Annotated in this window: 21 protein-coding genes; 11 read left to right on the top strand and 10 right to left on the bottom strand. The window is 60.8% G+C overall.

Going from position 1 to position 23960, the window contains the following annotated elements; genetic code table 11:
* Window positions 1-86: 86 nt before the first annotated feature.
* From epd to ACMTA2_RS30460, 7 genes are all read left to right on the top strand, one after another.
* Window positions 87-1142: an erythrose-4-phosphate dehydrogenase gene (gene epd, locus ACMTA2_RS30490; protein ID WP_014340625.1), complete on the top strand. Its 1056-nt coding sequence runs from the start codon at window positions 87-89 to the stop codon at window positions 1140-1142.
* 24 nt (window positions 1143-1166) lie between these two features.
* The gene (locus ACMTA2_RS30485) at window positions 1167-2330 is read left to right on the top strand and encodes a phosphoglycerate kinase (protein ID WP_413793033.1); all 1164 of its coding nucleotides are present in this window, start codon (window positions 1167-1169) and stop codon (window positions 2328-2330) included.
* A gap of 31 nt (window positions 2331-2361) precedes the next feature.
* Window positions 2362-2586: a hypothetical protein gene (locus ACMTA2_RS30480; protein ID WP_413793032.1), complete on the top strand. Its 225-nt coding sequence runs from the start codon at window positions 2362-2364 to the stop codon at window positions 2584-2586.
* Window positions 2587-2642: 56 nt separating this feature from the next.
* Window positions 2643-2978 (top strand): MliC family protein, encoded by a 336-nt coding sequence (locus ACMTA2_RS30475; protein ID WP_413793031.1) that lies wholly within the window; start codon window positions 2643-2645, stop codon window positions 2976-2978.
* Window positions 2979-3247: 269 nt separating this feature from the next.
* A complete protein-coding gene (gene fba / locus ACMTA2_RS30470) occupies window positions 3248-4312 on the top strand; it encodes a class II fructose-bisphosphate aldolase (RefSeq protein WP_003177554.1) in 1065 nt (354 codons plus the stop codon).
* Window positions 4313-4461: 149 nt separating this feature from the next.
* Window positions 4462-4713 (top strand): helix-turn-helix transcriptional regulator, encoded by a 252-nt coding sequence (locus tag ACMTA2_RS30465; protein WP_413793030.1) that lies wholly within the window; start codon window positions 4462-4464, stop codon window positions 4711-4713.
* Complete coding sequence (locus tag ACMTA2_RS30460) at window positions 4706-5965, top strand: type II toxin-antitoxin system HipA family toxin (RefSeq protein ID WP_413793029.1); 1260 nt, start codon at window positions 4706-4708, stop codon at window positions 5963-5965. Before ACMTA2_RS30465 ends, ACMTA2_RS30460 begins: the two co-directional genes overlap by 8 nt.
* Window positions 5966-6269: 304 nt before the next feature.
* Here ACMTA2_RS30460 and ACMTA2_RS30455 read toward each other — a convergent pair whose 3' ends face one another.
* The 3 genes from ACMTA2_RS30455 to ACMTA2_RS30445 form a co-directional block, all read right to left on the bottom strand.
* On the bottom strand, window positions 6270-6536 hold the full coding sequence (locus ACMTA2_RS30455) for a fructose-bisphosphate aldolase (RefSeq protein WP_413795746.1): 267 nt from the start codon (window positions 6534-6536) through the stop codon (window positions 6270-6272).
* Between the two features lie 718 nt (window positions 6537-7254).
* Window positions 7255-7923 (bottom strand): polysaccharide lyase family 7 protein, encoded by a 669-nt coding sequence (locus tag ACMTA2_RS30450; RefSeq protein ID WP_413793028.1) that lies wholly within the window; start codon window positions 7921-7923, stop codon window positions 7255-7257.
* Between the two features lie 301 nt (window positions 7924-8224).
* Window positions 8225-8896: a polysaccharide lyase family 7 protein gene (locus ACMTA2_RS30445; protein WP_413793027.1), complete on the bottom strand. Its 672-nt coding sequence runs from the start codon at window positions 8894-8896 to the stop codon at window positions 8225-8227.
* Between the two features lie 322 nt (window positions 8897-9218).
* Here ACMTA2_RS30445 and ACMTA2_RS30440 point away from each other — a divergent pair, with 322 nt between their 5' ends.
* Genes ACMTA2_RS30440 through ACMTA2_RS30430 form a run of 3 tightly spaced genes read left to right on the top strand, consistent with a single transcriptional unit; the run spans window position 9219 to window position 12189 of the window.
* On the top strand, window positions 9219-11342 hold the full coding sequence (locus ACMTA2_RS30440) for a putative bifunctional diguanylate cyclase/phosphodiesterase (RefSeq protein ID WP_413793026.1): 2124 nt from the start codon (window positions 9219-9221) through the stop codon (window positions 11340-11342).
* A 42-nt stretch (window positions 11343-11384) separates the two neighbouring features.
* A complete protein-coding gene (locus tag ACMTA2_RS30435; protein WP_413793025.1) occupies window positions 11385-11888 on the top strand; it encodes a M48 metallopeptidase family protein in 504 nt (167 codons plus the stop codon).
* A 4-nt stretch (window positions 11889-11892) separates the two neighbouring features.
* Window positions 11893-12189: a winged helix-turn-helix domain-containing protein gene (locus ACMTA2_RS30430; protein ID WP_413793024.1), complete on the top strand. Its 297-nt coding sequence runs from the start codon at window positions 11893-11895 to the stop codon at window positions 12187-12189.
* A gap of 102 nt (window positions 12190-12291) precedes the next feature.
* On the opposite strand, the gene ACMTA2_RS30425 is transcribed toward ACMTA2_RS30430, so the two are convergent.
* Window positions 12292-12744, bottom strand: coding sequence for a GNAT family N-acetyltransferase (locus ACMTA2_RS30425; protein ID WP_413793023.1), 453 nt, complete (start codon window positions 12742-12744; stop codon window positions 12292-12294).
* A gap of 260 nt (window positions 12745-13004) precedes the next feature.
* On the opposite strand from ACMTA2_RS30425, the gene ACMTA2_RS30420 reads away from it, so the two are divergent.
* A complete protein-coding gene (locus tag ACMTA2_RS30420) occupies window positions 13005-13742 on the top strand; it encodes a substrate-binding periplasmic protein (RefSeq protein WP_413793022.1) in 738 nt (245 codons plus the stop codon).
* 132 nt (window positions 13743-13874) lie between these two features.
* Here ACMTA2_RS30420 and yccS read toward each other — a convergent pair whose 3' ends face one another.
* The 6 genes from yccS to ACMTA2_RS30390 form a co-directional block, all read right to left on the bottom strand.
* Window positions 13875-16058: a YccS family putative transporter gene (gene yccS / locus ACMTA2_RS30415; RefSeq protein ID WP_413793021.1), complete on the bottom strand. Its 2184-nt coding sequence runs from the start codon at window positions 16056-16058 to the stop codon at window positions 13875-13877.
* Between the two features lie 254 nt (window positions 16059-16312).
* Window positions 16313-17491, bottom strand: coding sequence for a BaiN/RdsA family NAD(P)/FAD-dependent oxidoreductase (locus ACMTA2_RS30410; protein WP_413793020.1), 1179 nt, complete (start codon window positions 17489-17491; stop codon window positions 16313-16315).
* A 158-nt stretch (window positions 17492-17649) separates the two neighbouring features.
* The gene (gene dbpA / locus ACMTA2_RS30405; protein ID WP_413795745.1) at window positions 17650-18987 is read right to left on the bottom strand and encodes an ATP-dependent RNA helicase DbpA; all 1338 of its coding nucleotides are present in this window, start codon (window positions 18985-18987) and stop codon (window positions 17650-17652) included.
* A 314-nt stretch (window positions 18988-19301) separates the two neighbouring features.
* Complete coding sequence (mdtD, locus tag ACMTA2_RS30400; RefSeq protein ID WP_413793019.1) at window positions 19302-20729, bottom strand: multidrug transporter subunit MdtD; 1428 nt, start codon at window positions 20727-20729, stop codon at window positions 19302-19304.
* 210 nt (window positions 20730-20939) lie between these two features.
* Window positions 20940-22277, bottom strand: a complete 1338-nt coding sequence (locus ACMTA2_RS30395) for a TldD/PmbA family protein (RefSeq protein ID WP_413793018.1) — start codon at window positions 22275-22277, stop codon at window positions 20940-20942.
* Entirely contained in the window at window positions 22277-23719 is a 1443-nt protein-coding gene (locus tag ACMTA2_RS30390) for a TldD/PmbA family protein (protein WP_413793017.1), read from the bottom strand. The genes ACMTA2_RS30395 and ACMTA2_RS30390 overlap by 1 nt, the downstream gene beginning before the upstream one ends.
* Window positions 23720-23960 lie beyond the last annotated feature (241 nt).

The raw sequence follows: 23960 nt of genomic DNA, 5'->3' as shown, positions 1-23960 counted from the left end.
ACCGACCCTGTGGGAGCGAGCTTGCTCGCGATAGCGGTGGCTCAGACGACACTGCCTTAATGGATTCAACCAGGTCAGAGAACCCCATGCCCCAACCGCGTCCCTACAAAGTTGCACTCAACGGCTACGGCCGGATTGGTCGTTGCGTCTTGCGTGCGTTGTTCGAGCGAGGGGCGAAGGCCGGGTTCGAGATTGTCGCGATCAACGATCTGGCCGACATGGCCAGCATCGAATACCTGACACGCTTTGACTCCACCCACGGCCGGTTTCCCGGCGAAGTGCGGGTCGAAGGCGATTGTCTGCATATTAATGGCGACTGCGTGAAGGTCTTGCGCAGTGCAACCCCTGAAGGCATTGATTGGGCGTCCCTGGATGTCGATCTGGTGCTCGAGTGCTCTGGCGCCTACCACACCCGCGAAGACGGCCAGCGTTTTCTCGCGGCCGGCGCGCCACGGGTGCTGTTCTCCCAGCCGATGGCCAGCGAAGCGGATGTCGACGCCACCATCGTCTACGGCGTGAACCAGGATTGCCTGACCGGCGAAGAGCTGCTGGTGTCCAACGCCTCCTGCACCACCAATTGCGGCGTGCCGCTGTTGCGCCTGCTGGACCAGGCCATTGGCCTGGAATACGTGTCGATCACGACGATCCACTCGGCGATGAACGACCAGCCGGTGATCGACGCTTACCACCATGAGGACTTGCGCCGCACCCGTTCGGCGTTCCAATCGGTGATTCCGGTGTCCACTGGTCTGGCGCGTGGCATCGAACGGCTGCTGCCGGAACTTGCCGGGCGAATTCAGGCCAAAGCCGTGCGGGTGCCGACGGTCAACGTGTCCTGCCTCGACATTACGATGCAGACCGTGAGCGATACCGACGCCACTGAGGTCAACCGGATCTTGCGTGAAGCCGCCACCAGCGGTCCGCTCAAAGGCCTCCTGGCCTACACCGAGTTGCCTCATGCCAGTTGTGATTTTAACCATGACCCACATTCGGCCATCGTCGATGCCAGCCAGACCCGTGTTTCCGGGCCTCGGCTTGTGAACATCCTGGCCTGGTTCGACAACGAATGGGGGTTTGCCAACCGAATGCTGGACGTTGCCGAGCATTACCTGCAAACCGCTTCTAAAAAACCTGCTCTCTAAACAGTTACCCAGGAATTGCGACCCATGACCGTGTTGAAGATGTCCGACCTCGATCTGCAAGGTAAGCGCGTACTGATCCGCGAAGACCTCAACGTCCCCGTCAAGGACGGTGCTGTCACCAGCGACGCGCGTATCCTGGCTTCGCTGCCGACCATCAAGCTGGCCCTGGAAAAAGGCGCGGCCGTGATGGTCTGCTCCCACCTGGGCCGTCCGACCGAAGGCGAGTTCTCGGCCGAGAACAGCCTCAAGCCCGTCGCTGATTATCTGAGCAAGGCCTTGGGCCGTGACGTGCCACTGGTTGCAGACTACCTGGGCGGCGTGGACGTGAAGGCCGGCGATGTCGTGCTGTTCGAAAACGTGCGCTTCAACAAGGGCGAGAAAAAGAACGCCGACGAACTGGCCCAGCAATACGCCGCCCTGTGCGACGTGTTCGTGATGGACGCTTTCGGCACCGCCCACCGCGCCGAGGGTTCGACCCATGGCGTGGCGAAGTTCGCCAAAGTCGCCGCCGCCGGCCCGTTGTTGGCCGCTGAACTGGACGCACTGGGCAAGGCTCTGGGTTCCCCGGCCCAGCCGATGGCCGCCATCGTTGCCGGCTCCAAGGTCTCAACCAAGCTGGACGTGCTCAACAGCCTGAGCCAGGTGTGCAACCAGTTGATCGTCGGTGGCGGCATCGCCAACACCTTCCTCGCCGCTGCGGGTCACCCGGTTGGCAAATCCCTGTACGAACCGGACCTGCTGGACACCGCTCGGGAAATCGCCGCCAAGGTCAGCGTACCGTTGCCAGTGGACGTGGTCGTGGCCAAGGAATTCGCAGAAAGCGCCACCGCCACCGTCAAGCTGATCGATGACGTGGCCGAGGACGACATGATCCTCGACATCGGCCCGCAAACCGCAGCCAACTTCGCCGAACTGCTGAAATCTTCCAAAACCATCCTGTGGAACGGCCCGGTCGGCGTGTTCGAGTTCGACCAGTTCGGCAACGGCACCAAGGTGCTGGCCCAGGCCATCGCCGACAGCGCTGCATTTTCGATTGCGGGTGGCGGCGACACCCTGGCGGCCATCGACAAATATGGCGTGGCCGCGCAGATCTCCTACATTTCCACGGGCGGCGGCGCATTCCTCGAGTTCGTCGAAGGCAAGGTGCTGCCGGCTGTGGAAGTCCTGGAAAGCCGGGCCAAGGCCTGAGGCCAGGTTGACCAGGCAAAGGAGTGTTCTGATGGTCAAGACGTTCACGTTGCTGCTGGCGTCGACGATACTGGTGGCTTGCTCGAGCAGCCCGCAGGCTCCGGCCCCGCAGACCGGCACGGCGATGCCCGAAGAAGGCTGTTACCAGGCCGACTGGCAGGCCGAGACCAACCCGGTGCTGAACAAGCGTTCCGGACCGGACGGCCTGGACAAATACGAAACGCAAACCCCGGCCAAGGAACATGGTTGTCCTTGACGGGTCTGACTCTTAACTCAGGGTGGGCGGCATGTGCCGTCCGTCGAGGAACACGGATGAAAGGCTTGATCGCCGTCGTGGCGTTGGCATTGCTGGCCGGTTGTTCGCAACTGGTTTTTTTGTCGTCGCCCGAGCCCGTTGCAGAGGGCTGGACGAGCTGGACCTGTGACAGCGAGGCCAACGTGTTCTGGCGCTACACCGATGCTGCCCGCCAGGCAGTCGAGGTACGCCTGGGCGGCGCCGATAAGGTTTATCGCCTCACGCTTGAACCGGGTGCCGAAGGCTCGCTGTACAGCGACGACATGCTGGCGTTTCACGTCAAGGGTGAGGAAGGCCTGGTGTATTGGGTCGCCACCAATGACTTGATTGGGCGCGGCTGTAAGGCCGAGTGACAAGATTGATCCACACGGATCCAGAGGCTGGAACAGAACCAATGTGGGAGCGAGCTTGCTCGCGATAGCGGCGTATCAGGTGACAGTGATGTTGCATGTGCCGCCCTCATCGCGAGCAAGCTCGCTCCCACAGGGATTGCGTCAGTATTTGGGTTAGCGATACCGAACACGCAGCTCGGGACCAACCCCCGATCTGCAATGACTTGAATAGCCGCCGCCGCTCCGGCAGGCTGGCACGATTAACGACCCTCGACCGGGAGAGAGACACAATGGCACTTATCAGCATGCGTCAGATGCTGGACCACGCAGCCGAGTTCGGCTACGGCGTTCCAGCCTTTAACGTCAACAACCTTGAGCAGATGCGCGCCATCATGGAAGCCGCTGACAAGACTGACTCTCCGGTGATCGTCCAGGCTTCGGCCGGTGCCCGCAAATACGCCGGTGCGCCGTTCCTGCGCCACCTGATCCTGGCGGCGATCGAAGAATTCCCGCACATCCCGGTGTGCATGCACCAGGACCACGGTACCAGCCCTGACGTCTGCCAGCGCTCCATCCAGCTGGGTTTCAGCTCGGTCATGATGGACGGCTCCCTCGGCGAAGACGGCAAGACCCCGACCGACTACGAGTACAACGTACGCGTCACCCAGCAGACCGTCGCCATGGCCCACGCCTGCGGCGTATCGGTGGAAGGCGAACTGGGTTGCCTGGGCTCGCTGGAAACCGGCATGGCCGGTGAAGAAGACGGCATCGGTGCCGAAGGTGTGCTGGACCACAGCCAGATGCTGACCGATCCGGAAGAAGCCGCCGACTTCGTCAAGAAAACCCAGGTCGACGCCCTGGCCATCGCCATCGGCACCAGCCACGGCGCCTACAAGTTCACCAAGCCGCCTACCGGCGACGTGCTGGCCATCGACCGTATCAAGGAAATCCACAAGCGCATTCCCAACACTCACTTGGTGATGCACGGTTCTTCTTCGGTGCCGCAAGAATGGCTGGCGATCATCAACCAGTACGGTGGCGACATCAAGGAAACCTACGGCGTGCCGGTTGAAGAAATCGTCGAAGGTATCAAGTACGGCGTGCGCAAGGTCAACATCGACACTGACCTGCGCCTGGCCTCTACGGGTGCCATGCGTCGTTTGATGGCGACCAATCCGAGCGAGTTTGATCCGCGTAAGTTCTTCGGTGCTACTGTGACTGCCATGCGTGATGTGTGCATTGCGCGTTATGAGGCGTTTGGGACTGCTGGTAATGCTTCGAAGATCAAGCCGATTTCGCTGGAAGCGATGTATCAGCGGTATTTGAAAGGTGAGTTGAACGCTAAGGTCAACTAAGGCTTCAGTGGTGTGAAAAAACCCGCAGTCATGCGGGTTTTTTTATGGGTGGGATTTGTTTAAAGATAGGGACATAACGGACTTGAAATGTCCGTTAAAGCGGACATAATTAGGTATATCTTTATTGAAAGTCCGCTATAGGTGACATTTTGTTGATTCTCAATCCCTCTTCTCTTGGCGAGCGAGTACGTGCGCTACGCCGTGCGAAAGGCTATAGCCAACAGCAGCTTGCCGACAACGCCAACTGCAATCGTAAAACGATCATTGATCTTGAGGCCGGTGAAAACGTGGCGGTGTACACCCTGTTTCGGGTGGTATTAGCGCTAGGGATGGCGCTGGAAATCGTCGATAGACGGATTGATCTCAAATCCCTCGCGGATCTGGTGGAGCATGATGAGTAGGGTCAAGCTGCTTAACGTCATGACACCGCAAGGCTATAGCGGCGACTTGTCCAAAGGTTCGCAATTCTCGTTTGCCTATGCGAGCGCCGAGTCGCCACGGGAGGTTTCGCTGGTCATGCCTTATGACCCCACGCCCTCAGTCAGCAATGTCCTTCATCCGATATTTGATATGAACGTGCCGGAGGGGTTTCTTGCCGATCAGATCAAACGCCGCATGGCCAGGCACATGCAGGTCGATGATATGCGCTTGTTATCGGTAATTGGCGGCAACCAGATCGGACGACTCAGCTACATCAACCCTGCCGAGGCCTCGACGCCTGTTCGGGCTCAGGTCGGTCTGAAAGACATCCTGTCGGCAGATGTCTCACAACGTGTTTTTGATTTCCTGGTCGACACGTATTTCGAGTCTGGCATTTCGGGCGTACAGCCCAAGGTACTGGTGCCTGACTTGGATAAGCTCAACGGTGACCGAAAGACCATGCTCAGCTCCGATCTGATCGTCAAATCCGGTGCCGATGAGTATGCCCATCTGGCGCAAAATGAATTTCTTTGCCTGGAAGCGGCTCGTTTGGCTGGGTTGGAAACCCCGCCATTCTGGCTTTCGGAAAACGGTGAGCTATTTGTAATGGAGCGGTTCGACCTGACCCCTTCCGGGCGGCTGGGGTTTGAAGACATGGCAGTGCTTCTTGGTCTGCACAAAGACCCCCATGATAACTACAAGTACTCCCAGAGTTACGAGATCCTTGCAGCGGTGGTGGGCCAGGTATGCCGACATGCTGATCCGGTTCGCGAGTTGGAACGTTTTTTTTCTTCGGTGTGCCTCTCAGTCATGGTGCGTAATGGTGACGCTCATCTGAAAAACTTCGGTGTTATCTATACGCATCCAGAGGCGCTGGAAACCGTGCGTCTGGCCCCGGTTTTCGATGTCACTACCACCACGGTTTATGAACACTACAACCCCAAGTCTGGCCGCTCGCTGGTGGATCGAACGCTTGCGATCAAGATGAACAAGGTGAAAACGTATCCTGATCGAAAACAACTGATCGAGTTCGGTCGCAAGCATTGCGCGGTGGACAACCCCGCCTTGATTATTGAGCGAATCGCCGATGCCATGAGCCAAGCGCTGGCGCTCAATGGGTACCGTGTCGATGAAGAGTTGTTTAAGGGCATGCAGGTGGAGTGGGATGCTGGACGCAATAGTGTGTTCTTTGATTCGGTTGCGGCGCGGTTCAAGCGCAAACCATTGGTATAAATATGCGTTTGGCGCTGACCCCGGACGGCCATCTCCTGGTGTTTGGAACCACTCGTTTATACCCAGCAGTGCCGTTCGAGCGCCAGTACATCTCTAAATATTGGCTCCAGGAAACAGCCGCGACTATGTAACGATGCCTCCAGATAATTGCTCAATGACTTCCGTACCGCTTGCTCAAACGCCCCATACTTTTGATCGTGCCCGCATCCATGGTGGGCCTGCTCGCGAAGGCAATGCCATAGTCGATGAAGATATCGAATGTGCTGCCGTCATCGCGAGCAGGTTCGCTCCCACTGGGGGATCGTTATCGGTCTTCGAGCCCGCGCTGTTCAATCACTCCAAAAACATCCGCCACATCCTGGACCATGATTCGGGCGATGTTGGTGATGGTGTTGATGTCGGCCTCGGCTGAATCGCGCAGCGTGGTGCATGCCATCAGCGTCAGGTAGTCGAGGGTGGCGTGCAGGCGTTCGCTGGCGCAGGCGTGAAGCTCTGTTAGCGGGGCGGTTTTGTCAATGAACAGCACAGGTTGTGTGGTGGTGATCGGGGTTAAGGGCGTGAAGCGGTTAATCGATTGATGTGGTCATAGATGAAATTCCCTATAGAAAAAGAATTGCCATCTTTTTTGCTGCGAAACAAAGTGGGTGGCAGCTACGCGCGGGTTCGCAGACCGAGAATGACCAAACCCGGCAGACCCAAAGGCCTCCCACGCGCAACCGCCATAAAATGAACGTCGGCAATTTTGCCTGAGTTTTCATTTTGCGGTGCAAAGTCATTGTTCTCTGTCGGGCTGCGAAACCCTTGCCCACTGACCAAAGCCAGCAGACAAGCCGAACCATAGAGGAGATTTTCGAAGCCAAAATCGACCTGTAGGACGCACCGCCCTCCTGGGGCGAGGGAGCTTGCTCCCGTTCGGGGGCGCAGTCGCTGTAAAGTCGGCACATGCGGTGGTGCTGACGGAAAGAGGGGGCTGCTTCGCAGCCCAACGGGGATAAATCCCCTCGCCACAAAGGGGGATTCCTACGAGATTTTCGGAAGCATTAGTTCAGCGTTTTGACCGCCCTCACAGGATGAACGCGTCCACTCCAAGCCTGGCCGGCTATAAGGCCGCCTCGGGCACACCGAGCCTAGGCGAGGTGCCGAGTGGTGGGGCAAAAGCGTTTTGCTTACTTTTGACTGGGCCGGCTTCCGGGCTGTTCAAAAGTGAGCCGCCGTAAGGGCGGAACCCTAAGCAGCCGTTACCGCAGAAACGGATATACACACGGTATCTCTCTATCTCAAGCACACAGTCAGGTGTTGTGATCGATATCCAGCACGCTGAACGTCACTTTCCCGCCTTCACTGGTGTAGCCAGTATTGTCCTGCACGTACACCCCGGCCTTGAAGTACAACGGCTTGACCCGCCAAGTGGAGCTGATGGTGGTGTACCAGCTACGACCCGCCGCAGTAATGCCCAGGTCGCCGGTGCGATCAAGGTGGATCCGGTAACTGAAGGACTGATTGAGTTTCACACCGGTGGCGACGGTGATGACCCGGCCTTCGTCGTCATCAGGGCGCATGCGCACCTTGGCGACGATGTTCCCCGTGCTAGTGGCATCCTTGTATTGGTATTCCAGCTTCACCAAGGGTTTGCTGCTGTCCTTGGCATGAATCTGACCGATCACGATCTTGCCGCTACTGGGCACCTGGCTGACGGCCAGTTTCGCACGCAATTGGTTGTCGGCATCGGGGTACAGCCAGTTGCGCAAGGTGCCGTCCTTGTAGGTTTCGCGCAATTCACTGCGTGGGTAGATCGCGTTTTCAGTCTTGGTACCGGTGACCGGTGACCAGAAATACACCGTGCTGCCTTCGGAATTGAAGTATTTGTCCCGGAACCCATCCACCAACCGAGGGGTTTCGATGGTCTTTGGCGGGCTGCCTTCGGGAATACTCAGGTTCCAGGTTGCAAGATCGACCATGTTCGGATCCTTTCTGAGAAGAAGAAATGATTTACGCCACAGCCGGAGGCTCTAAGACGCGCTTTTGCTGAGGCCAGAGGGGGGCGCGAACGAACGTTTTGGCACGTTCTTCCGGCGGAGGGCTGGCGTCAACAGTCCGTCAGAGTTGCGTTTGCCGCTTTTGTGCCCGAGAGAAATGACCGCTGGTCGGCTATCCCGATTTTTCTCGGAACAATTGAGCAATGGCCATTTGGCTCTTCCGCCGCGCACGAACAAAAAAGGCATCCGGAAACGGATGCCTTTTCAAGGAGGAGGGTCGTCGTTAAAGGGTGGTGTGTTTGATTTCCAGCAGGCTGAACGTCACTTTCCCGCCCTCGGTGGCGTAACCGGTGTTGTCCTGTACATACACACCGGCCTTGAAATAGAGCGGTTTGACTTTCCAGCTTGGATCCACAGTGGTTCGCCAGTTGTAACCGGCGGCTGTAATGCCCAGCGCGCCTTTGGGGCTCAAGTGGATCATGTAGGAGAAACTGCGATTGAGTGTCACGCCCGTGGCGATGGTGATGACCTGGCCCGTCTCGTCGTCAGGACGAATGCGCACCTTGGCGACGATATTCCCGGTGGAGCTATAGGTTTTGTATTGGTATTCCAGTTTCACCATTGGGCTGGTGCTGTCCTTGGTATGGATCTGGCCGATCACGATCTTGCCAGTGCTGGGAACCTGGTTGACGGTCACGCTGGCGCGCAAGGTGTTGTCTGCCGCCGGGTAAAGCCAATTGCGCAAGGTACCGTCGGGATAGGTTTCGCGCAGTTCGCTACGGGGGTAAATCGCATTGGCCGTCTTGGCGCCAGTCACGGGCGCCCAGAAGAAAACGGTGCCGGTTTCGGCGTTGAAATATTGGTCTTTGAACCCTTGTACCAATCGAGGAGTTTCGATGGTTATCGCCGGGCTGCCCTCGGGAATGCTCAAATTCCAGCTTGCGAGATCAATCATGTCCAGGTCCTGCGTGTAGAAATGTAAAGGTGTATGCCGTAGCGGGAGGCTTTAAACCGCCCTTTTGAAGCGTTTCGGAACGCTGGACAGGGGCTTTTTTTGTTGACCGTTCGGCGAATGTTTGACGTCAATTGTTCGTCGAGCAGGTCTTTGCAGTTTCTGTGCCTGAGGAGGGTGACCGTTAGTCGGCTATTTCGGGCTTTGTCTGGATGATGGCGGGTTGACAGCTACTGCTTTTCATAATCCCGGTCTAGAGTGAGGGGACAGTATTTGTCCGCTTTGCTACGTAAAAACGGACGTGGCGCCCGATAAGAGAAGCAGCATGGAATGCGCGCAACCAACGCCCGGCGAAGACAGCTCTGTCCTTTTGATTGTTGATGATTACCCAGAAAACCTGCTCAGCATGCGAGCCTTGTTGCAGCGGCAGGATTGGCGGGTGATGACCGCGTCCTCGGGGGTCGAGGCGCTTAACCTGCTGCTCGAGCACGACATCGATCTGGTTCTGCTGGATGTGCAGATGCCCGAGATGGACGGTTTCGAAGTGGCGCGCCTGATGCGCGGCAGCCAGCGCACGCGGCTCACGCCGATCATTTTCCTGACGGCCAACGAGCAATCCCAGGACGCGGTCATCAAGGGCTACGCCAGCGGCGCCGTGGATTACCTGTTCAAGCCCTTCGATCCGCAAATCCTCAAGCCCAAGGTACAGGCATTGCTCGAACACCAGCGCAATCGCCGGGCCTTGCAGCGCCTGAGCCAGGATCTGGAAGCCGCCCGGGCCTTTAATGCCTCGGTGCTGGACAACGCTGCCGAAGGCATCCTGGTGGTGGATGAAGAGGGAGGTATCCGCTTTGCCAACCCGTCCACCTGCCGCTTGCTCAATGCCACCGCCGAGCAGTTGCAGGGCATGCCATTCCTGGACTTCCTGCAGAAACCGCACATTCCCCAGTGGGCCGATTCCGAGATCCAAAACACTTACCGGCGTGGCGAAACCTGGCGACTGCATGACGCGGTGCTGCGCACGGCACCTGGCCAGCAGGTGTCAGTGGCCTTGTCCTGCGCGCCGCTGCCCTCGGAGCAGAGGGCGATGGTGGTGACACTCCAGGACATGTCCGTGGTTCGCCACCTGCACCAGCAACTCGAATACCAGGCCGTCACGGACCCGCTGACCGGTTTGCTCAACCGCCGGGGGTTCTACCAGACCGCGGAAAACCTGTTGATGCGCAGTGAGCGACTGGAGAGCAACTGGGTGTTGCTGTACCTGGACCTCGATGGTTTCAAGCGGGTCAATGACTCGCTGGGACACGATGCCGGGGACCGGGTATTGCGCTGGGTGTCGGAGCAGTTGAAGGCGTGCCTGCGCCCCTTCGATATCCTGGCGCGGTTGGGCGGAGATGAGTTCACGGCCCTGCTGGACCTGGAGTTTCCCGAGCAGGCGGCGAAGATCGCAGAGAAGCTTATCGAGCGCGTTGCGATCTGCCAGCAAATCGAAGGCATGGACGTGGCGCTCGGGGCCAGTATTGGCATTGCGACGTACCCGGACTGCGGCGCCAATCTCGATGGATTGCTGCGGGCCTCCGACATCGCCATGTACGAAGCCAAGCGTGCCGGTCGCCAGCAATACCGCTTTTACGACCACGAAATGAACGGTCGAGCCCGTTCACGGCTGATGCTGGAAGAGAGTGTGCGCTCGGCCATCGAGAACCGCGATTTCAATATGGTCTACCAGCCGCAGGTGAGCATCATCGACGGGCGGATCCGTGGGTTCGAAGCGCTGTTGCGCTGGCAGCACCCGAGCGTCGGTGACGTGCCGCCAGGCCTGTTCCTGCCGTTGCTGGAAGAGGCGCGATTGATCAGTCGGCTGGGCAGCTGGATTTATCATCGCAGCGCGGCCCAGCGCAAGGTCTGGGAGCGATTGTTCGCTGACGACCTGGTGTTGGGGGTGAGCCTGAGCAGCACCCAGTTCGGCATGCCGAACCTGGTGACCGAGTTGCGTCAGGTCCTGGAGCGCCATGCCTTGAAGCCCCGGCAGTTGGAGGTCGAGGTGACCGAGGACGCGCTGATGCGCAATCCTGATGAAACCCAAAAGCAATTGCGGCTGCTGCGCCAGCTCGGGGTGCGCGTGGCATTGGATGACTTCGGTTCGGGCCCCTGTTCGCTGACGCATCTGCGCGACCTTGAACTTGATACCCTCAAGCTCGATCGGCACTTGATCGCCCGCTTGCCGGAGTCGCCCCGGGATGCCGCGTTGGCCGCCTCGGTGATCGACCTGTGCACGCAGTTGGGCTTGCGGGTAATCGCCGAAGGGGTGGAAACCCGTGAGCAATACCAGTGGCTGCAGACCCATGGCTGTGAGTTCGTGCAGGGGTTCCTCGTGGCACGACCGTTGATGGCCGACGACACCAATGCCTTCGCCACGCCCTTCGACTGGAGCGCGGTGCAGGCCTGAATTCGCTACACTGGCGCCCTCTTGTGACTGTGTTGCCCGCCGATGACCGCGCTCAAATACCTCCAGGCCTACCCCGCCGCCCTGCAAGCCCAAGTGCAGCAACTGATCACCCAGGACCGCCTGGGCGATTACCTGCAACAGCGCTATCCCGGCCGGCATCCGATCCAGAGCGACAAGGCCCTGTATGGTTATGCGCTGGACCTCAAGCAGCAATACCTGCGTAACGCGCCAGCCATCGACAAGGTGTTGTTCGACAGTCGCCTGGACCTGACCCATCGCGCCCTCGGCTTGCACACCGCCGTGTCGCGGGTACAGGGCGGCAAGCTCAAGGCCAAGAAGGAAATCCGCATCGCGGCGCTGTTCAAGGAGGCGGCCCCCGAGTTCTTGAAGATGATCGTGGTGCACGAGTTGGCGCACTTCAAGGAGTCGGACCACAACAAGGCCTTCTACCAACTCTGTGAGCACATGCTGCCGGGCTATCACCAGTTGGAATTCGACCTGCGGGTGTACCTGACCTGGCGAGACCTGCAATCTCACAAGGAATGACCGGATGGACGTGAGCAAGACCAAGACCAGCTTCTACCGCCGCCTGTACGTGGCTTACCTGATCGACAGTGGCCTGGCCAGCAACGTCCCGGCTCTCACCGAAGCCACCGGCATGCCCCGGCGCACGGCCCAGGACACCATCGCCGCGCTGGCTGACCTGGATATCGTGTGTGAGTTCGAGCAAGAGGAAGGCGCGCGAAACCATGCCGGGGGCTATCGGATTCGCGATTGGGGGGCGATCGATCGGCGGTGGATCGAGGAGAATCTGCAGCGGATCAAGGTGGTGCTGGAGTATCCCTGATTTTTCGGTGCCTGGGCTGGCCCCATCGCGAGCAAGCTCGCTCCCACAGTCTTTGGTGAGCGATGATCTATTGTGGGAGCGAGCTTGCTCGCGATGACGTCCTCAGGGCCGATGCATGCCAATGTGTGGAATCCCATCCTCCATATACTCCACACCCACCACTTCAAACCCGTACCGCCCGTAATACCCCTGCAAATGCGCCTGGGCCGACAATGAGATCGACGTACCGGGCCAATATTTCTCGGCCTGCTTGAGCGCCTGTTCCATCAACGTGTGACCCAGCCCTTGGCCGCGCGCTTGCGGCGCAATGACCACGCGCCCGATCACCACGTCACTGTTTTGCGAGTGCGGGTTCAGCAAGCGCAGGTAAGCCACCAGGTGGTTGTCGTGCCAGGCCATCAGATGGCACGTGTCGCCCTCCAGGTCCAGGCCGTCGACGTCCGGGTAGGCGCAGTTCTGCTCGACGACGAACACCTCGGCGCGCAACTTGAGGATGGCATACAGCTGTTCCTTGCTCAGGTCACTGTGATGTTTGCAGACCCACTCGATATCCATTTTTTTGAATTTCCTGAAGAACCTGATGCCGATATTAAGCGTGCCTGGCTTGGAAGTCTCTTGCTCGCGCGACCGGAAAATCTGTGACAAAGACCAAAATGCCATCATTCCTTTGTCGCGGTGCCGTCGTCTTTGTGTAATCTTCGTAACAGCGCTGCACAGCGGATCCAATGAGCTAACGTTAGGACCGGGTGTCTGTGGATGCCTGTTGGTGTCGGCTAAAAACAAACCGGGCTTTGAACCCGTCAAGGACGTTTGGCATGCCGCGATTGCATCGAGCTCTTGCGTTGATCGGGTTGTTGTTGCTGAGCTACGAGGCCTGTGCGCAGAAGCTGCGTCTGGTCGCCGATGCCTGGCCGCCCTTTACCGATTCCACCTTGCTCAATGGTGGCCTGGCGACCGATATCGTCAGCACGGCCCTGGCGCGGGCCGGCTATGCCACGGACTTCGAGCAGGTGCCCTGGGCCCGGGCGATGCTGGGCATCGGCGAGGGTCGTTATGACGTGCTGGTCAACGCCTGGTACAGCGAGGAGCGTACCCATATAGGCCGGTTCTCGGCCGAATACCTGCTCAACCGCGTGCGTTTCCTCAAGCGCAAGGACGAGGCGATCCAGTTCGACAACCTGCAACAGCTGCGTGCCTACCCTATCGCCGTCGTGCGCGGTTATGCCTACGCCAAGGACTTCGATGAAGACCCGCACATGCAGAAAGTCCCGGTGCATAACTTCGCCATGGCAGTGCGCATGCTGGCTGCGGACCGTGTGAAGTTGACCCTGGAAGACGAGTACGTCGCCCGCTATTACCTGGCCCGCGAGTCGCCCAAGGTGCGCAGCGCCGTGGAGTTCCTGCCCAAGCCCTTGAGCGAAAACAGCCTGCACATCCTGGTCAGCCTGAAGAACCCGGAGCACGAACAGATCGTCGCCGGGTTCGACCGGGCGATCGCGGCGATGAAGGCGGATGGGAGTTATGAGCGGTTATTGAAGGCGCACGGGATGTAGCGCCTGAGCGGCCCTATCGCGAGCAGGCTCGCTCCCACGGTGGATCGCTGGTGTGCACAGACTTCTTGTTACAGCAGATTCAATGTGGGAGCGAGCCTGCTCGCGAAGAGGCCGGCCCATTCACCACGGTTCTCAAGCCTCACTGGTGTCCTTGATCAGATGCGCCGCCAAGGTCCGCAATGGCCCCAGCTGTCGACAGATCAACCCCAGTTGCGTCTGCACCAGCCGCTGGCCTTCGTCGATGTCATCAGGCATCTGCTCCAGCTCACTGGCCAGGGCCTCTTCCTCGTCGCTCTGGATCGCAATCGGTTGTTTGCTCGCCAGGCCCTGGGCGATTTCGTCGATGCTCGCCGCCAGTTTGACCCCGGCACCGTCTATCAATTGTTCACGTACTTGCGCCGGCAGTTCGGTACCGCGGTGGGCGCCCAGGCCTGACAGGTAACTGAGCAGGGTGTGGGACAGTACCAGGAAGCGGAAACCCACATCGGCTTCCTTCCGGAAATGCCCCGGCTCCATCAGCATGTTGGCCAGCGTCGTGGACAGCGCGGCATCGGCGTTGTGGGCGTTGCGTCGGGCCAGGCGATAGGCCAGGTCGTCGCTTTTGCCGGCGGCGTACTGCTGCATGATCTGGCGCAGGTAGATGCTGTTGCAGGTCAGTGTGTTGGCCAGCACCTTGTTCAGCCGGCGACCCTGCCAGTCGGGCAGGAACAGGAAGACCGCCAGCCCGGCGATCAGGCTGCCGAGCAAGGTATCGAACAGCCGCGGCAACAGCAGCCCGTAGCCGTCACCCACTTGGTTGAAGCAGAACAGCACCATGATGGTGATCCCCGCTGTCGCCAGGGTGTAGCGGGTGGTGCGGTTGGTAAAGAACACCACCCCGGCGGCAATGGCGAAGCACGATTGCACCAGCGGATTGGGAAACAGATCGAACAGCGCCCAGGCCACCGTCAGGCCGATGGCGGTGCCGATGATCCGCTGGCCGAGCTTGCGTCGGGTGGCGCCATAGTTGGGTTGGCACACGAACAGCGTGGTGAGGATGATCCAATAGCCCTGGGAGGGGTGGATCATGTGCACCACGGCGTAGCCCACGCTCAAGGCCAAGGGCAAGCGCAGGGCATGCCGGAACAACAGCGATGTGGGTGTGAGCTGGGTGCGCAGGCGCAGCCAGACATCCTTGAGGTTTCGCGGCGAGCGGTCCAGCAGGCTGCTGTCGGTGGCGTCGGCCAGGGCGTCGGGGTTGCTCGCGTCGCTGAGCAGGCGGTCCATGGTGCCCAGGTTCACCGACAGGGCCCGCAGCGAACGCAGCAAGCTGCGCCAGGCCGGGTTGCTCTGGATGCGCAGGTGTTCGAGGGAGGCGTGCAGATCGTTGAGGGCCTCGGCGAAGGTGTCGTCGTAGACAAACGGCTGGCGCAGCTGGATTGACTCGGCCAGTGCCTGGCACGCCTTGCCTTGCTGGCGCAGCAGGCGCTGGCAGCGGAACAGCACGTCGCTGTGGAAGAAGGCTTCGGCCAGGGCGTTGTAGGGGTAGTGAGAGGAACTGGCCCGTTCGTGGATGTCCTGGGCCAGGAAGTACAGCTTCAGGTAACGACTGAGTTTCGACCCGGGCCGGCCATTGCCCACGCGGTGCAGGATGATTTCCTTCGCGCTGTTGAGCGCGGCGACCACCCGGCCGTTTTGCTGGGCCAGTTCCAGGCGTCGGGCTTCGACGTCCAGTTGGCGGATCGGCTCCAGGAGCGACGACTTGAGTTTGAGGTAGCGTCCCAGTTCGCGAAACAGCCGCGCCAGGCTTTGTTGCACCGGTTGGTTGGAAAACAACGCCTGCCACAACACCGACAGCAGGCCGTACCACGCGGCACCAGCGACCAGTAGCAGGGGTTCATGCCAGAAATCGTTGACTGCGCCGCCGCGCTGGTCCACGCCGATCATGGTGTAGACCGACAAGATCAGCGTGGCCGAGGCAATCGCGCCATAGCGCTCGCCCAGGGCGCCCAGCATGGTCAGGCCGAATGCCGCCAGGGCCAGGGCGACGATGAACAGGACGGGGTAGGGAAACAGCAATTCCACCGACAGCGCGGCCACGCTGAAACACACCAGGGTCACGGCCAGCGCATTGAGGCGGCCCTGCCAACTGTCGTCGGTCTCGGCCAGGGCGCTGGCGATGATGCCCAGGAACAAGGGAATCAGCAGCGCCATCTCGTCCAGGTACCAGCACAACCCCATGCTGCCGGTCAGGGCGATGAAGACCCGCACGCTATAACTGAACTTATCCAACGCCCAAAGGCGACGCAAAGACTGGCTAAACGAGTTCGCTGACATGAAGTGCACGGGCCTGACGGGCAATGACGCTAAATTGAGGCAGTAATGACGCCGACGCAATGGCGGCGATCACATCCGACAGCAAAAAGTGTTCCGGTGCGTGTGAGTGCGATCCAGAAAACACCACTGGCCCCCTGTGGGAGCGAGCTTGCTCGCGATAGCGGCAGTCCTGTCACATTGATGTTGACTGAACCACCACTATCGCGAGCAAGCTCGCTCCCACAGGGTTACTGCCACATTCAAATCGTGCCGGATCAGACGTACTGCGCGGCGGCATACCCCGACGCCCAGGCCCACTGGAAGTTGAACCCGCCCAGGTGCCCGGAGACATCCAGCACTTCGCCGATGAAATACAGGCCTGGGCTTTTCAACGACTCCATGGTCTTGGACGAAACTTCCCGGGTGTCGACGCCGCCGAGGGTGACTTCGGCGGTGCGGTAGCCCTCGGTGCCGGCGGGAACGACGTTCCAGCTCGCCAGTTTCTCGGCGATGTCCGCCAGCTCTGCGTGGGTGTACTGCTTCATGGGTTTGGACGCGAACCAGGTGTCGGCCAACAGGTTGGCCATCTTCTTGGTGAACAACTCCCCCAGCAACGTCTTGAGTTCGCTGTTGGGTCGTTCGGCCTGTTGCTGTTGCAGCCATTGCGGCACATCGTGGTCGGGCAGCAGGTTGATCTGCACCGTGTCCCCCGGTTCCCAGAACGAGGAAATCTGCAGGATCGCCGGTCCGCTCAGGCCGCGGTGGGTGAACAGGATGTTCTCGCGAAAACTCTGGTCGTTGCAGCTCACCAGGCAATCCACCGATGTGCCCGAGAGCTCGCTGCACAGGGTCTTGAGCTGATCGGTGATGGTGAACGGCACCAGCCCGGCGCGGGTCGGCAGCAGCGCATGGCCAAACTGTTTCGCCACCTGATAACCGAAGCCGGTCGCCCCCAGGGTCGGGATCGACAACCCACCCGTGGCGATCACCAGGGATTGGCAGGCGATGGCGCCGAGGGTGGTTTGCAGCAGGTAGCCGCCGTCGTTTTTTTCGATCTGCGTGATCGAGGTGTCCAGGTGCAGGCCGACGCCGGCCTGGTCGCATTCATCCAAGAGCAGGCCAAGGATGTCGCTGGACTTGTTATCGCAGAACAACTGGCCGAGCTTTTTCTCGTGATAGGGCACGCCGTGCTTGGCCACCAGGGAGATGAAATCCCACTGGGTGTAGCGGGCCAGGGCCGATTTGCAGAAGTGCGGGTTCTGCGACAGGAAATTGCCCGGCTCGGTGTACAGGTTGGTGAAATTGCAACGTCCACCGCCCGACATGAGGATTTTCTTGCCGGCCTTGTTGGCATGGTCCAGCAACATCACCTGCCGCCCGCGCGCGGCCGCGGTCAGCGCGCACATCAACCCTGCGGCGCCAGCGCCAATGATCACGACTTCGGTAGAGCGCAAAACGGTGTCCTCACACAAATTTAATTTCACCGATAAAACCATGTGGGAGCGGGCTTGCTCGCGAAGGCGGTGTATCAGTCAACATTGAATGGACTGACACATCGCCTTCGCGAGCAAGCCCGCTCCCACATAGGGATCTTCATTGGGTTGAAGGTTGTTTACAGGATTCGTACCCGCAACGACCGGCCCTTGATCTTGCCATCGTTCAGGCGTTGCAGGGCCTGTTTGGCGATGCCACGTTCCACGGCCACGTAGGCCTGGAAATCGAAGATCGCAATCTTGCCGACCTGGGCGCCAGGGATGCCGGCTTCGCCGGTCAGGGCGCCGAGGATGTCGCCGGGGCGGACCTTGTCCTTGCGCCCGGCGCCGATGCACAGGGTGCTCATGGCCGGCAGCAGCGGGCCGCCGCCCTGGGACTTGAGGTTATCCAGTTGGTCCCAGCTCAGGGGCGACTTCTGCAGTTGCTCGATGGCCTGGGCGCGGTGGGCTTCGGACGGCGCCACCAGGCTGATGGCGATGCCTTTTTCACCGGCACGACCGGTACGGCCGACGCGGTGGATATGGATCTCCGAGTCCCGGGCCAACTCGACATTGATCACCATGTCCAGGGCGTCGATGTCCAGGCCACGGGCCGCTACGTCAGTGGCCACCAGCACCGAGGTGCTGCGGTTGGCGAACATCGCCAGCACCTGGTCACGGTCGCGCTGCTCCAGATCGCCGTGCAGGCCGACGGCAGAGATGCCCTTGGCCGTCAGGTGGTCGACGGTTTCCTGGACCTGCTGCTTGGTGAAGCAGAACGCTACGCAGGAGGCCGGGCGGAAATGCGCCAGTACCTTGACCACTGCGTCCATGCGTTCCTCGGGGGCGATCTCGTAGAAGCGCTGCTCGATCTGCGCGTCGGAGTGCAGCGCCTCGGCCTTCACTTGCTGCGGGTTGCGCATGAACTTGGACGACAGCTGCTTGATGCCCACCGGGTAGGTGGCCGAGAACAGCAGCGTCTGGCGGCGCTCCGGGGTCTGCTGGATGATGTCTTCGATAGCGTCGTAGAAACCCATGTCGAGCATGCGGTCGGCTTCGTCGAGGATCAGCGTGTTGAGGCCGTCGAGCACCAGCGAACCCTTGCGCAGGTGCTGCTGGATGCGCCCTGGCGTGCCGACGATGATGTGGGCGCCGTGTTCCAGGGAAGCGATCTGCGGGCCGAAGGACACGCCGCCGCACAGGGTCAGGACTTTGATGTTGTCTTCGGCGCGGGCCAGCCGACGGATTTCCTTGGCGACCTGGTCGGCCAGCTCGCGGGTCGGGCACATCACCAAGGCCTGGCAGCCAAAGAAGCGCGGGTTGATCGGGTTCAGCAGGCCGATGCCGAAGGCGGCGGTCTTGCCGCTACCGGTCTTGGCCTGGGCGATCAGGTCCATGCCCTTGAGGATCACCGGCAAGCTTTGCGCCTGGATCGGCGTCATCTGGGCATAACCGAGTGATTCGAGGTTAGCCAGCATGGCGGCGGACAGCGGCAAAGTATTAAAAGCGGTGGCAATGGTGGTCACGGGACTGGCCTGCAAAACAAAATGTCGCGCAGTGTAGCAGCCTCGTGCCACTTTCTTCGAAAGTTCTGGACGAGCTGTGGCGCAGTTCTGAAGTGGGCGAATTCCCTGTGGCGAGGGGATTTATCCCCGCAGGGCTGCGAAGCAGCCCCTAGGATGGTCACCTTGGTGGATCAGGGAGAACGCATTCAGCCTTTTTGGGGCTGCTGCGCAACCCAGCGGGGATAAATCCCCTCGCCACAAAAGCTCACCGAGCCACTCAAGCTCGGTTAGTGCTCGATATGCTCATCGGGACGTTTCTGCCGCCGTCCATCCTGCTTGGACAACTGGGAAAAAATCGTCGCCGCCAGCATCGCCATGATCCCCACCGTCACGAACGTCAACTGGAACGCCCCTAGCACTGTCTCCACCCCATCGTTGCCCACCTGGGCGGTAAAGCCGCCGAGCAGGGCGCCGGCGCAGGCCACGCCGAGGCTCAGGGACAGTTGCGCCACCACCGACAGCAGGCTGTTGCCGCTGCTGGCGCTGGCGTCGTCCAGGTCGATCAGGGTCACGGTGTTCATCGCGGTGAATTGCAGCGAATTGATCGCGCCCAGCACCGCCAGTTGCGCCAGCAGCAGCCAGTACGGTGTCTGTTCGCTGACCAGGCCCATGCTCGCCAGCATCACGCCCAGGGCCACGGTGTTGCCGGTCAGGACGATGCGATAGCCCAGGCGCTCGATCAGCGGCCGGGCCACGGACTTGGCGACCATGGCCGCCGCCGCCAGGGGCAGCATGCTCATGCCGGCCTGGGACGGTGAATAGCCCAGGGCGACTTGCAGCAGCAACGGCACCAGGAACGGCAGGGCGCCGCTGCCCAGGCGCGCGAACAGGTTGCCGAGGATGCCCACGGCGAAGGTCCGGGTCTTGAACAGCGACGGTGGAAACAACGCGTTCTCGACACGCCCGGCCCGCAGCCAATAGGCCGCCAGGCAAGCCATGCCGCCGAACAGCAGCAACATCACGCGCAGGTGCGGCAAGTGCAGTTCACCCAGGCCTTCCATGGCGATGGTGATCAACACCATCGCGGCGCCGAACAGCAGGAACCCCAGTCCATCGAACCGCGTGCGCTCGTTGCCCCGCAGGTCGGGGATGAACTTCCACACGGCATAACAGCCGATCACGCCCACCGGCAGGTTGATGATGAAGATCCAGTGCCAAGTCAGGTACTCCACCATCCAGCCGCCCATGGTCGGCCCGATCAGCGGGCCGAGCAGGCCGGGGATGGTGATGAAGCCCATGATCCGCACCAGTTCCGAGCGCGGATACGCCCGCAGCACCACCAGCCTGCCCACGGGTAACATCAGTGCCCCGCCCAGGCCCTGGATGACCCGGGCGCCGATCAGCATGCTCAACGAACTGGACAAGGCGCACAGCAACGAGCCGAAGCTGAACAGCAGGATCGCCCCGAAGAAAATCTTCTTGGTGCCGAAACGGTCGGCGATCCAGCCCGAGGCCGGGATCAGTAATGCCACGGTGAGCATGTAGGCAATGATCACGCCCTGCATGCGCAGCGGGTTTTCCGCCAGGTCGCTGGCCATGGCGGGCAGGGCGGTGTTGAGGATGGTCCCGTCCAGGGACTGCATGAAGAAGGCGATCGCCACCACCCACGGAAGCCAGCGGGCAGTGACGGCGTCGAGCGGTGCGCGGTTGGGCATGGGACCTCTTGTATGAAGTGTTGATCAGGAACAGGTGCCGTTGTTGTGGCGAGGGGATTCATCCCCGCCGGGCTGCGAAGCAGCCCTAAAACTGCCGCCCAAGTGTGTCAGGCGGATTGTAGTTGGCTGCCTTGGGGGCGCTGCGCGCCCCTGCGGGGATAAATCCCCTCGCCACAAGTAACCCCCTTCACAGGTGTGCGTAGGGTGGGGTTACAGCGTCAAGGTCAACCGCTTGACCAGCGCCCCCGGCAACAACATCGAGGCCGTCGCCCGCTGGCTGTAGGTGCTGGCCGAGAGCAGAAGTTCTCGCTCGCGGGTCAGGCCCTCGAGTTGCGCGCCGAGCAGGCTGTAGACGCTGTCGTCGAAACGCATCGTACTGACCGGCGCCTGGATCTGGCCATTCTCGACCCAGAACGTGGCGAAACGGGTCATGCCGGTCAGGCGGGCGGCCGGCTGGTCCGAGTAGTTCAGGTACCAGAGGTTGCTGATGTACAGCCCGGTGCCGAGTTCTTCGAGGATGTGTTTTTGCTCCAGTTGTCCGCCTTGCATGTCCAGTGCCGTGGGGTATTCGTAACTGCTGGCGCCGTTGGCGGCGAGGCCGTATTCGGCGGCGCTGCGGGAGTTGACCAACTGCGCATTGGCCGTGCCCTTGGCGATCAGCCCCAAGTCATCGCGGGGATAACCTTCGTCGGAAAACGCAGGGCTCAAGGAACCGCTGACTTGCTCCGCCAGCCATACGTTGGGGCTGAAGTGGGCTTCGCCGGCGTAGAGCTTCTGCAGCGGGCTTTGCTTGCTGGCGATTGCACGGGCCGAGAATCCGCCCCAACTGAGCATGCCCATGATTTCTTCCAGCGCGGCCGGCGCCAGGTAAGCGCGGTACTCGCCGGGTGGCAACGTGCGCAGCGGGCGGCCGAGAAACGCCAGTTGTTCGCGGGCCTGTTCGAAGCGCCGGGCAAATCCTTCGCTGCTCCACGCATGCCCGGCATAGCTGGCTTTCACCGCCTGGCCGTTTTCATGGAACAGGCTGAAATCGAAGTTGAAACTGTTGGCCTGATGCCAGCCGAACGCGCCCGAAGAACTGGCGAAACCCCGGCTGATGGGGCCTGCGGCGTAGAAGCCCACCAGGTCCAGGCCTTCAGCGGCTCGGGTGATTTCAGCCACGGCTTGTTCGGTGTCCGGCAGCGGGTGGTCCTGCACGTTGTGGCTCTGCCAGTGGTCGGCGTTGAGCAACAGATACGGATCACGGGGCAGCAGCGGCAAGGTTTCGCGCAGCTGTTGCAGGCCTTCGGACAGGCGTTGCAGATCGGTCTCGGGGTCGCCGGACAAGGTGATCTGCAAGTCGGCGTGACGACCGTCGTCGATCAATTTGAAACTGACACTGGCCTGCTGCACCTGCCCGGCCTGGCGGACCTTGCCGTGGTTGAAACGCACGAAGGCCGAGGACTCGGCGGCGTAGCCAAGGGTGAACTGTTCCGGCTCTTGCAGGGCATCGCGCAGCCAGTCGACCAGCGCCTTGAACGCCCCGGCCTGATCATTGACAGTACTCATCAGGCATCTCCCCCAAACACATCAACGTTGCTGAACACACAGGCGGGCGACGCATGGCCGACGCGGATGACCTGGTTCGGTTCGCCCTTGCCGCAGTTCGGCGTGCCCAGGACCTGGGAGGTGCTGGCATCGCCCACGGCGCGCAGGCTCTTCCAGAATTGTGCGGAAATGCCCCGGTAGTTGGGGTTCTTCACCACGCCCTTGAGTTCGCCGTTCTCGATCAATTGACCCCACTCGCAGCCGAACTGGAATTTGTTGCGGGCGTCGTCGATGGACCAGGAACGGTTGGTGCGCATTAGCACGCCGCGCTCGATGCCCTGGATCAGTTGCGCCAGGGACTGGTCGCCGGGCTCGATGTTCAGGTTCGCCATGCGGTCGATGGGCGGTCGATTCCAGCCGCAGGCACGGCTGTTGGCGACACCGTCCAGGCCTGCACGGAACTGCGACAGCGCCCCGCCCAGTGGACGCAGCAACAGGCCTTCGCGAATCAGAAACTGTTTGCTGGCGGCGCTGCCGTCGTCGTCATGGCTGTAGCTCGCCAGTTCTTCGGGGATGTCTGGGTCGAAGGTCACGTTCAACAGGTGGGAGCCGTATTGCAGGTGCCCGAAATCGCTGGCCTTGACGAAGCTGGTGCCGGCGTAATTGCGCTCGTCCCCGAGGATGCGGTCCAGTTCCAGCGGATGGCCGATGGACTCGTGGATCTGCAGCATCATCTGGTCGGGCATCAGCAGCAGGTCACGGGGACCTTGTGGCGTGTTCGGGGCCATCAGCAATTGCAGGGCCTGGTCAGCGATTTTCGGTCCGGCACCGATCAGGCCGCAGCGGTTGATCACATCGAAACCGCCTTGCTGGCCGAAGTTTTCCCGGCCCAGCGTGCGGGTCTGGCTGTCGCGGCCGTCGAAGGCGGTGACGTCCAGTGCCGGGTAGATGAAGCGTTGAGCCTGGCGCAGTTCAGCGCCGGCACTGTTGAGGTAGATCTGCTCGACCTGGGTCAGGCCGATGCTGGCCTGCCAGTTCACCAGACGCTCGTCCTGGGGCACCGCGGCCGATTCGTCGCCGAGCAATTGGTAACAATCGCTCAGGGAAGGGAAGGCCTGGTCGAAATGCGGTGAGAAATAGTCGGCGCGGTCGCTGGACACCGCTTGCTCGCGCAGGTCGAGCAGGGCATGGGGCTTGAGCTGGCGGGCATGTTGCTCGGCGCGCTCGAGTGCCGCTTGCAGACCGGCCTGGGACAGGTCGTTGGTGGCGGCATACGCCTCGACACCGTTGACCCGCGCGGTGAGCATCGCCCCCTCATCACGGCCCAGGCTGGGCGGTTCGGCGACGTTCTTGCGCACCGACAAATGCTGGCCGGACTCGCGCACGTAACGCAGGGAAAAGAATTCAGCGCCCGTGCGCAAGGCAGCGAAACGCTCCTTGAGCCGGGGGTGGAAGTCGAACATGGAACCTCCTTGTCTGGAGCGAGGGTACGGCGCAGTGCGGTGATTTGACGCGGCGGCTCTAGATTAGGCCTGGGGTGGGGGTGGGATCAAGGCAGATAGGAATTTGGGGGTGTCAGGGGGGACGCAATCGCGAGCAAGCTCGCTCCCACAGTGGATCTTGGGTGGTCACAAAATCTGCGGCCACCACGGGTCCTGTGGGAGCGTGCTCGCGAAAGCGGAGTGACAGTCGATGAAAATGTTG

Source organism: Pseudomonas medicaginis, from assembly GCF_965119365.1.
In the GTDB taxonomy this organism is placed as follows: Bacteria; Pseudomonadota; Gammaproteobacteria; order Pseudomonadales; family Pseudomonadaceae; genus Aquipseudomonas.
The sequence above is the reverse complement of the archived record's forward strand: the minus strand, read 5'-3'. Positions and strand labels throughout refer to the sequence as shown.

Coding starts and splice junctions, on each gene's coding strand:
- ACMTA2_RS30485 (WP_413793033.1), top strand. CDS start 1,167: ATGACCGTGTTGAAGATGTCCGACCTCGATCTGCAAGGTAAGCGCGTA.
- ACMTA2_RS30425 (WP_413793023.1), bottom strand. CDS start 12,744: ATGGATATCGAGTGGGTCTGCAAACATCACAGTGACCTGAGCAAGGAA.
- ACMTA2_RS30440 (WP_413793026.1), top strand. CDS start 9,219: ATGGAATGCGCGCAACCAACGCCCGGCGAAGACAGCTCTGTCCTTTTG.
- epd (WP_014340625.1), top strand. CDS start 87: ATGCCCCAACCGCGTCCCTACAAAGTTGCACTCAACGGCTACGGCCGG.
- ACMTA2_RS30395 (WP_413793018.1), bottom strand. CDS start 22,277: ATGAGTACTGTCAATGATCAGGCCGGGGCGTTCAAGGCGCTGGTCGAC.
- ACMTA2_RS30420 (WP_413793022.1), top strand. CDS start 13,005: ATGCCGCGATTGCATCGAGCTCTTGCGTTGATCGGGTTGTTGTTGCTG.
- ACMTA2_RS30435 (WP_413793025.1), top strand. CDS start 11,385: ATGACCGCGCTCAAATACCTCCAGGCCTACCCCGCCGCCCTGCAAGCC.
- ACMTA2_RS30390 (WP_413793017.1), bottom strand. CDS start 23,719: ATGTTCGACTTCCACCCCCGGCTCAAGGAGCGTTTCGCTGCCTTGCGC.
- ACMTA2_RS30450 (WP_413793028.1), bottom strand. CDS start 7,923: ATGGTCGATCTTGCAACCTGGAACCTGAGTATTCCCGAAGGCAGCCCG.
- fba (WP_003177554.1), top strand. CDS start 3,248: ATGGCACTTATCAGCATGCGTCAGATGCTGGACCACGCAGCCGAGTTC.
- ACMTA2_RS30445 (WP_413793027.1), bottom strand. CDS start 8,896: ATGATTGATCTCGCAAGCTGGAATTTGAGCATTCCCGAGGGCAGCCCG.
- yccS (WP_413793021.1), bottom strand. CDS start 16,058: ATGTCAGCGAACTCGTTTAGCCAGTCTTTGCGTCGCCTTTGGGCGTTG.
- ACMTA2_RS30480 (WP_413793032.1), top strand. CDS start 2,362: ATGGTCAAGACGTTCACGTTGCTGCTGGCGTCGACGATACTGGTGGCT.
- ACMTA2_RS30475 (WP_413793031.1), top strand. CDS start 2,643: ATGAAAGGCTTGATCGCCGTCGTGGCGTTGGCATTGCTGGCCGGTTGT.
- ACMTA2_RS30430 (WP_413793024.1), top strand. CDS start 11,893: ATGGACGTGAGCAAGACCAAGACCAGCTTCTACCGCCGCCTGTACGTG.
- dbpA (WP_413795745.1), bottom strand. CDS start 18,987: ATGCTGGCTAACCTCGAATCACTCGGTTATGCCCAGATGACGCCGATC.
- ACMTA2_RS30460 (WP_413793029.1), top strand. CDS start 4,706: ATGAGTAGGGTCAAGCTGCTTAACGTCATGACACCGCAAGGCTATAGC.
- mdtD (WP_413793019.1), bottom strand. CDS start 20,729: ATGCCCAACCGCGCACCGCTCGACGCCGTCACTGCCCGCTGGCTTCCG.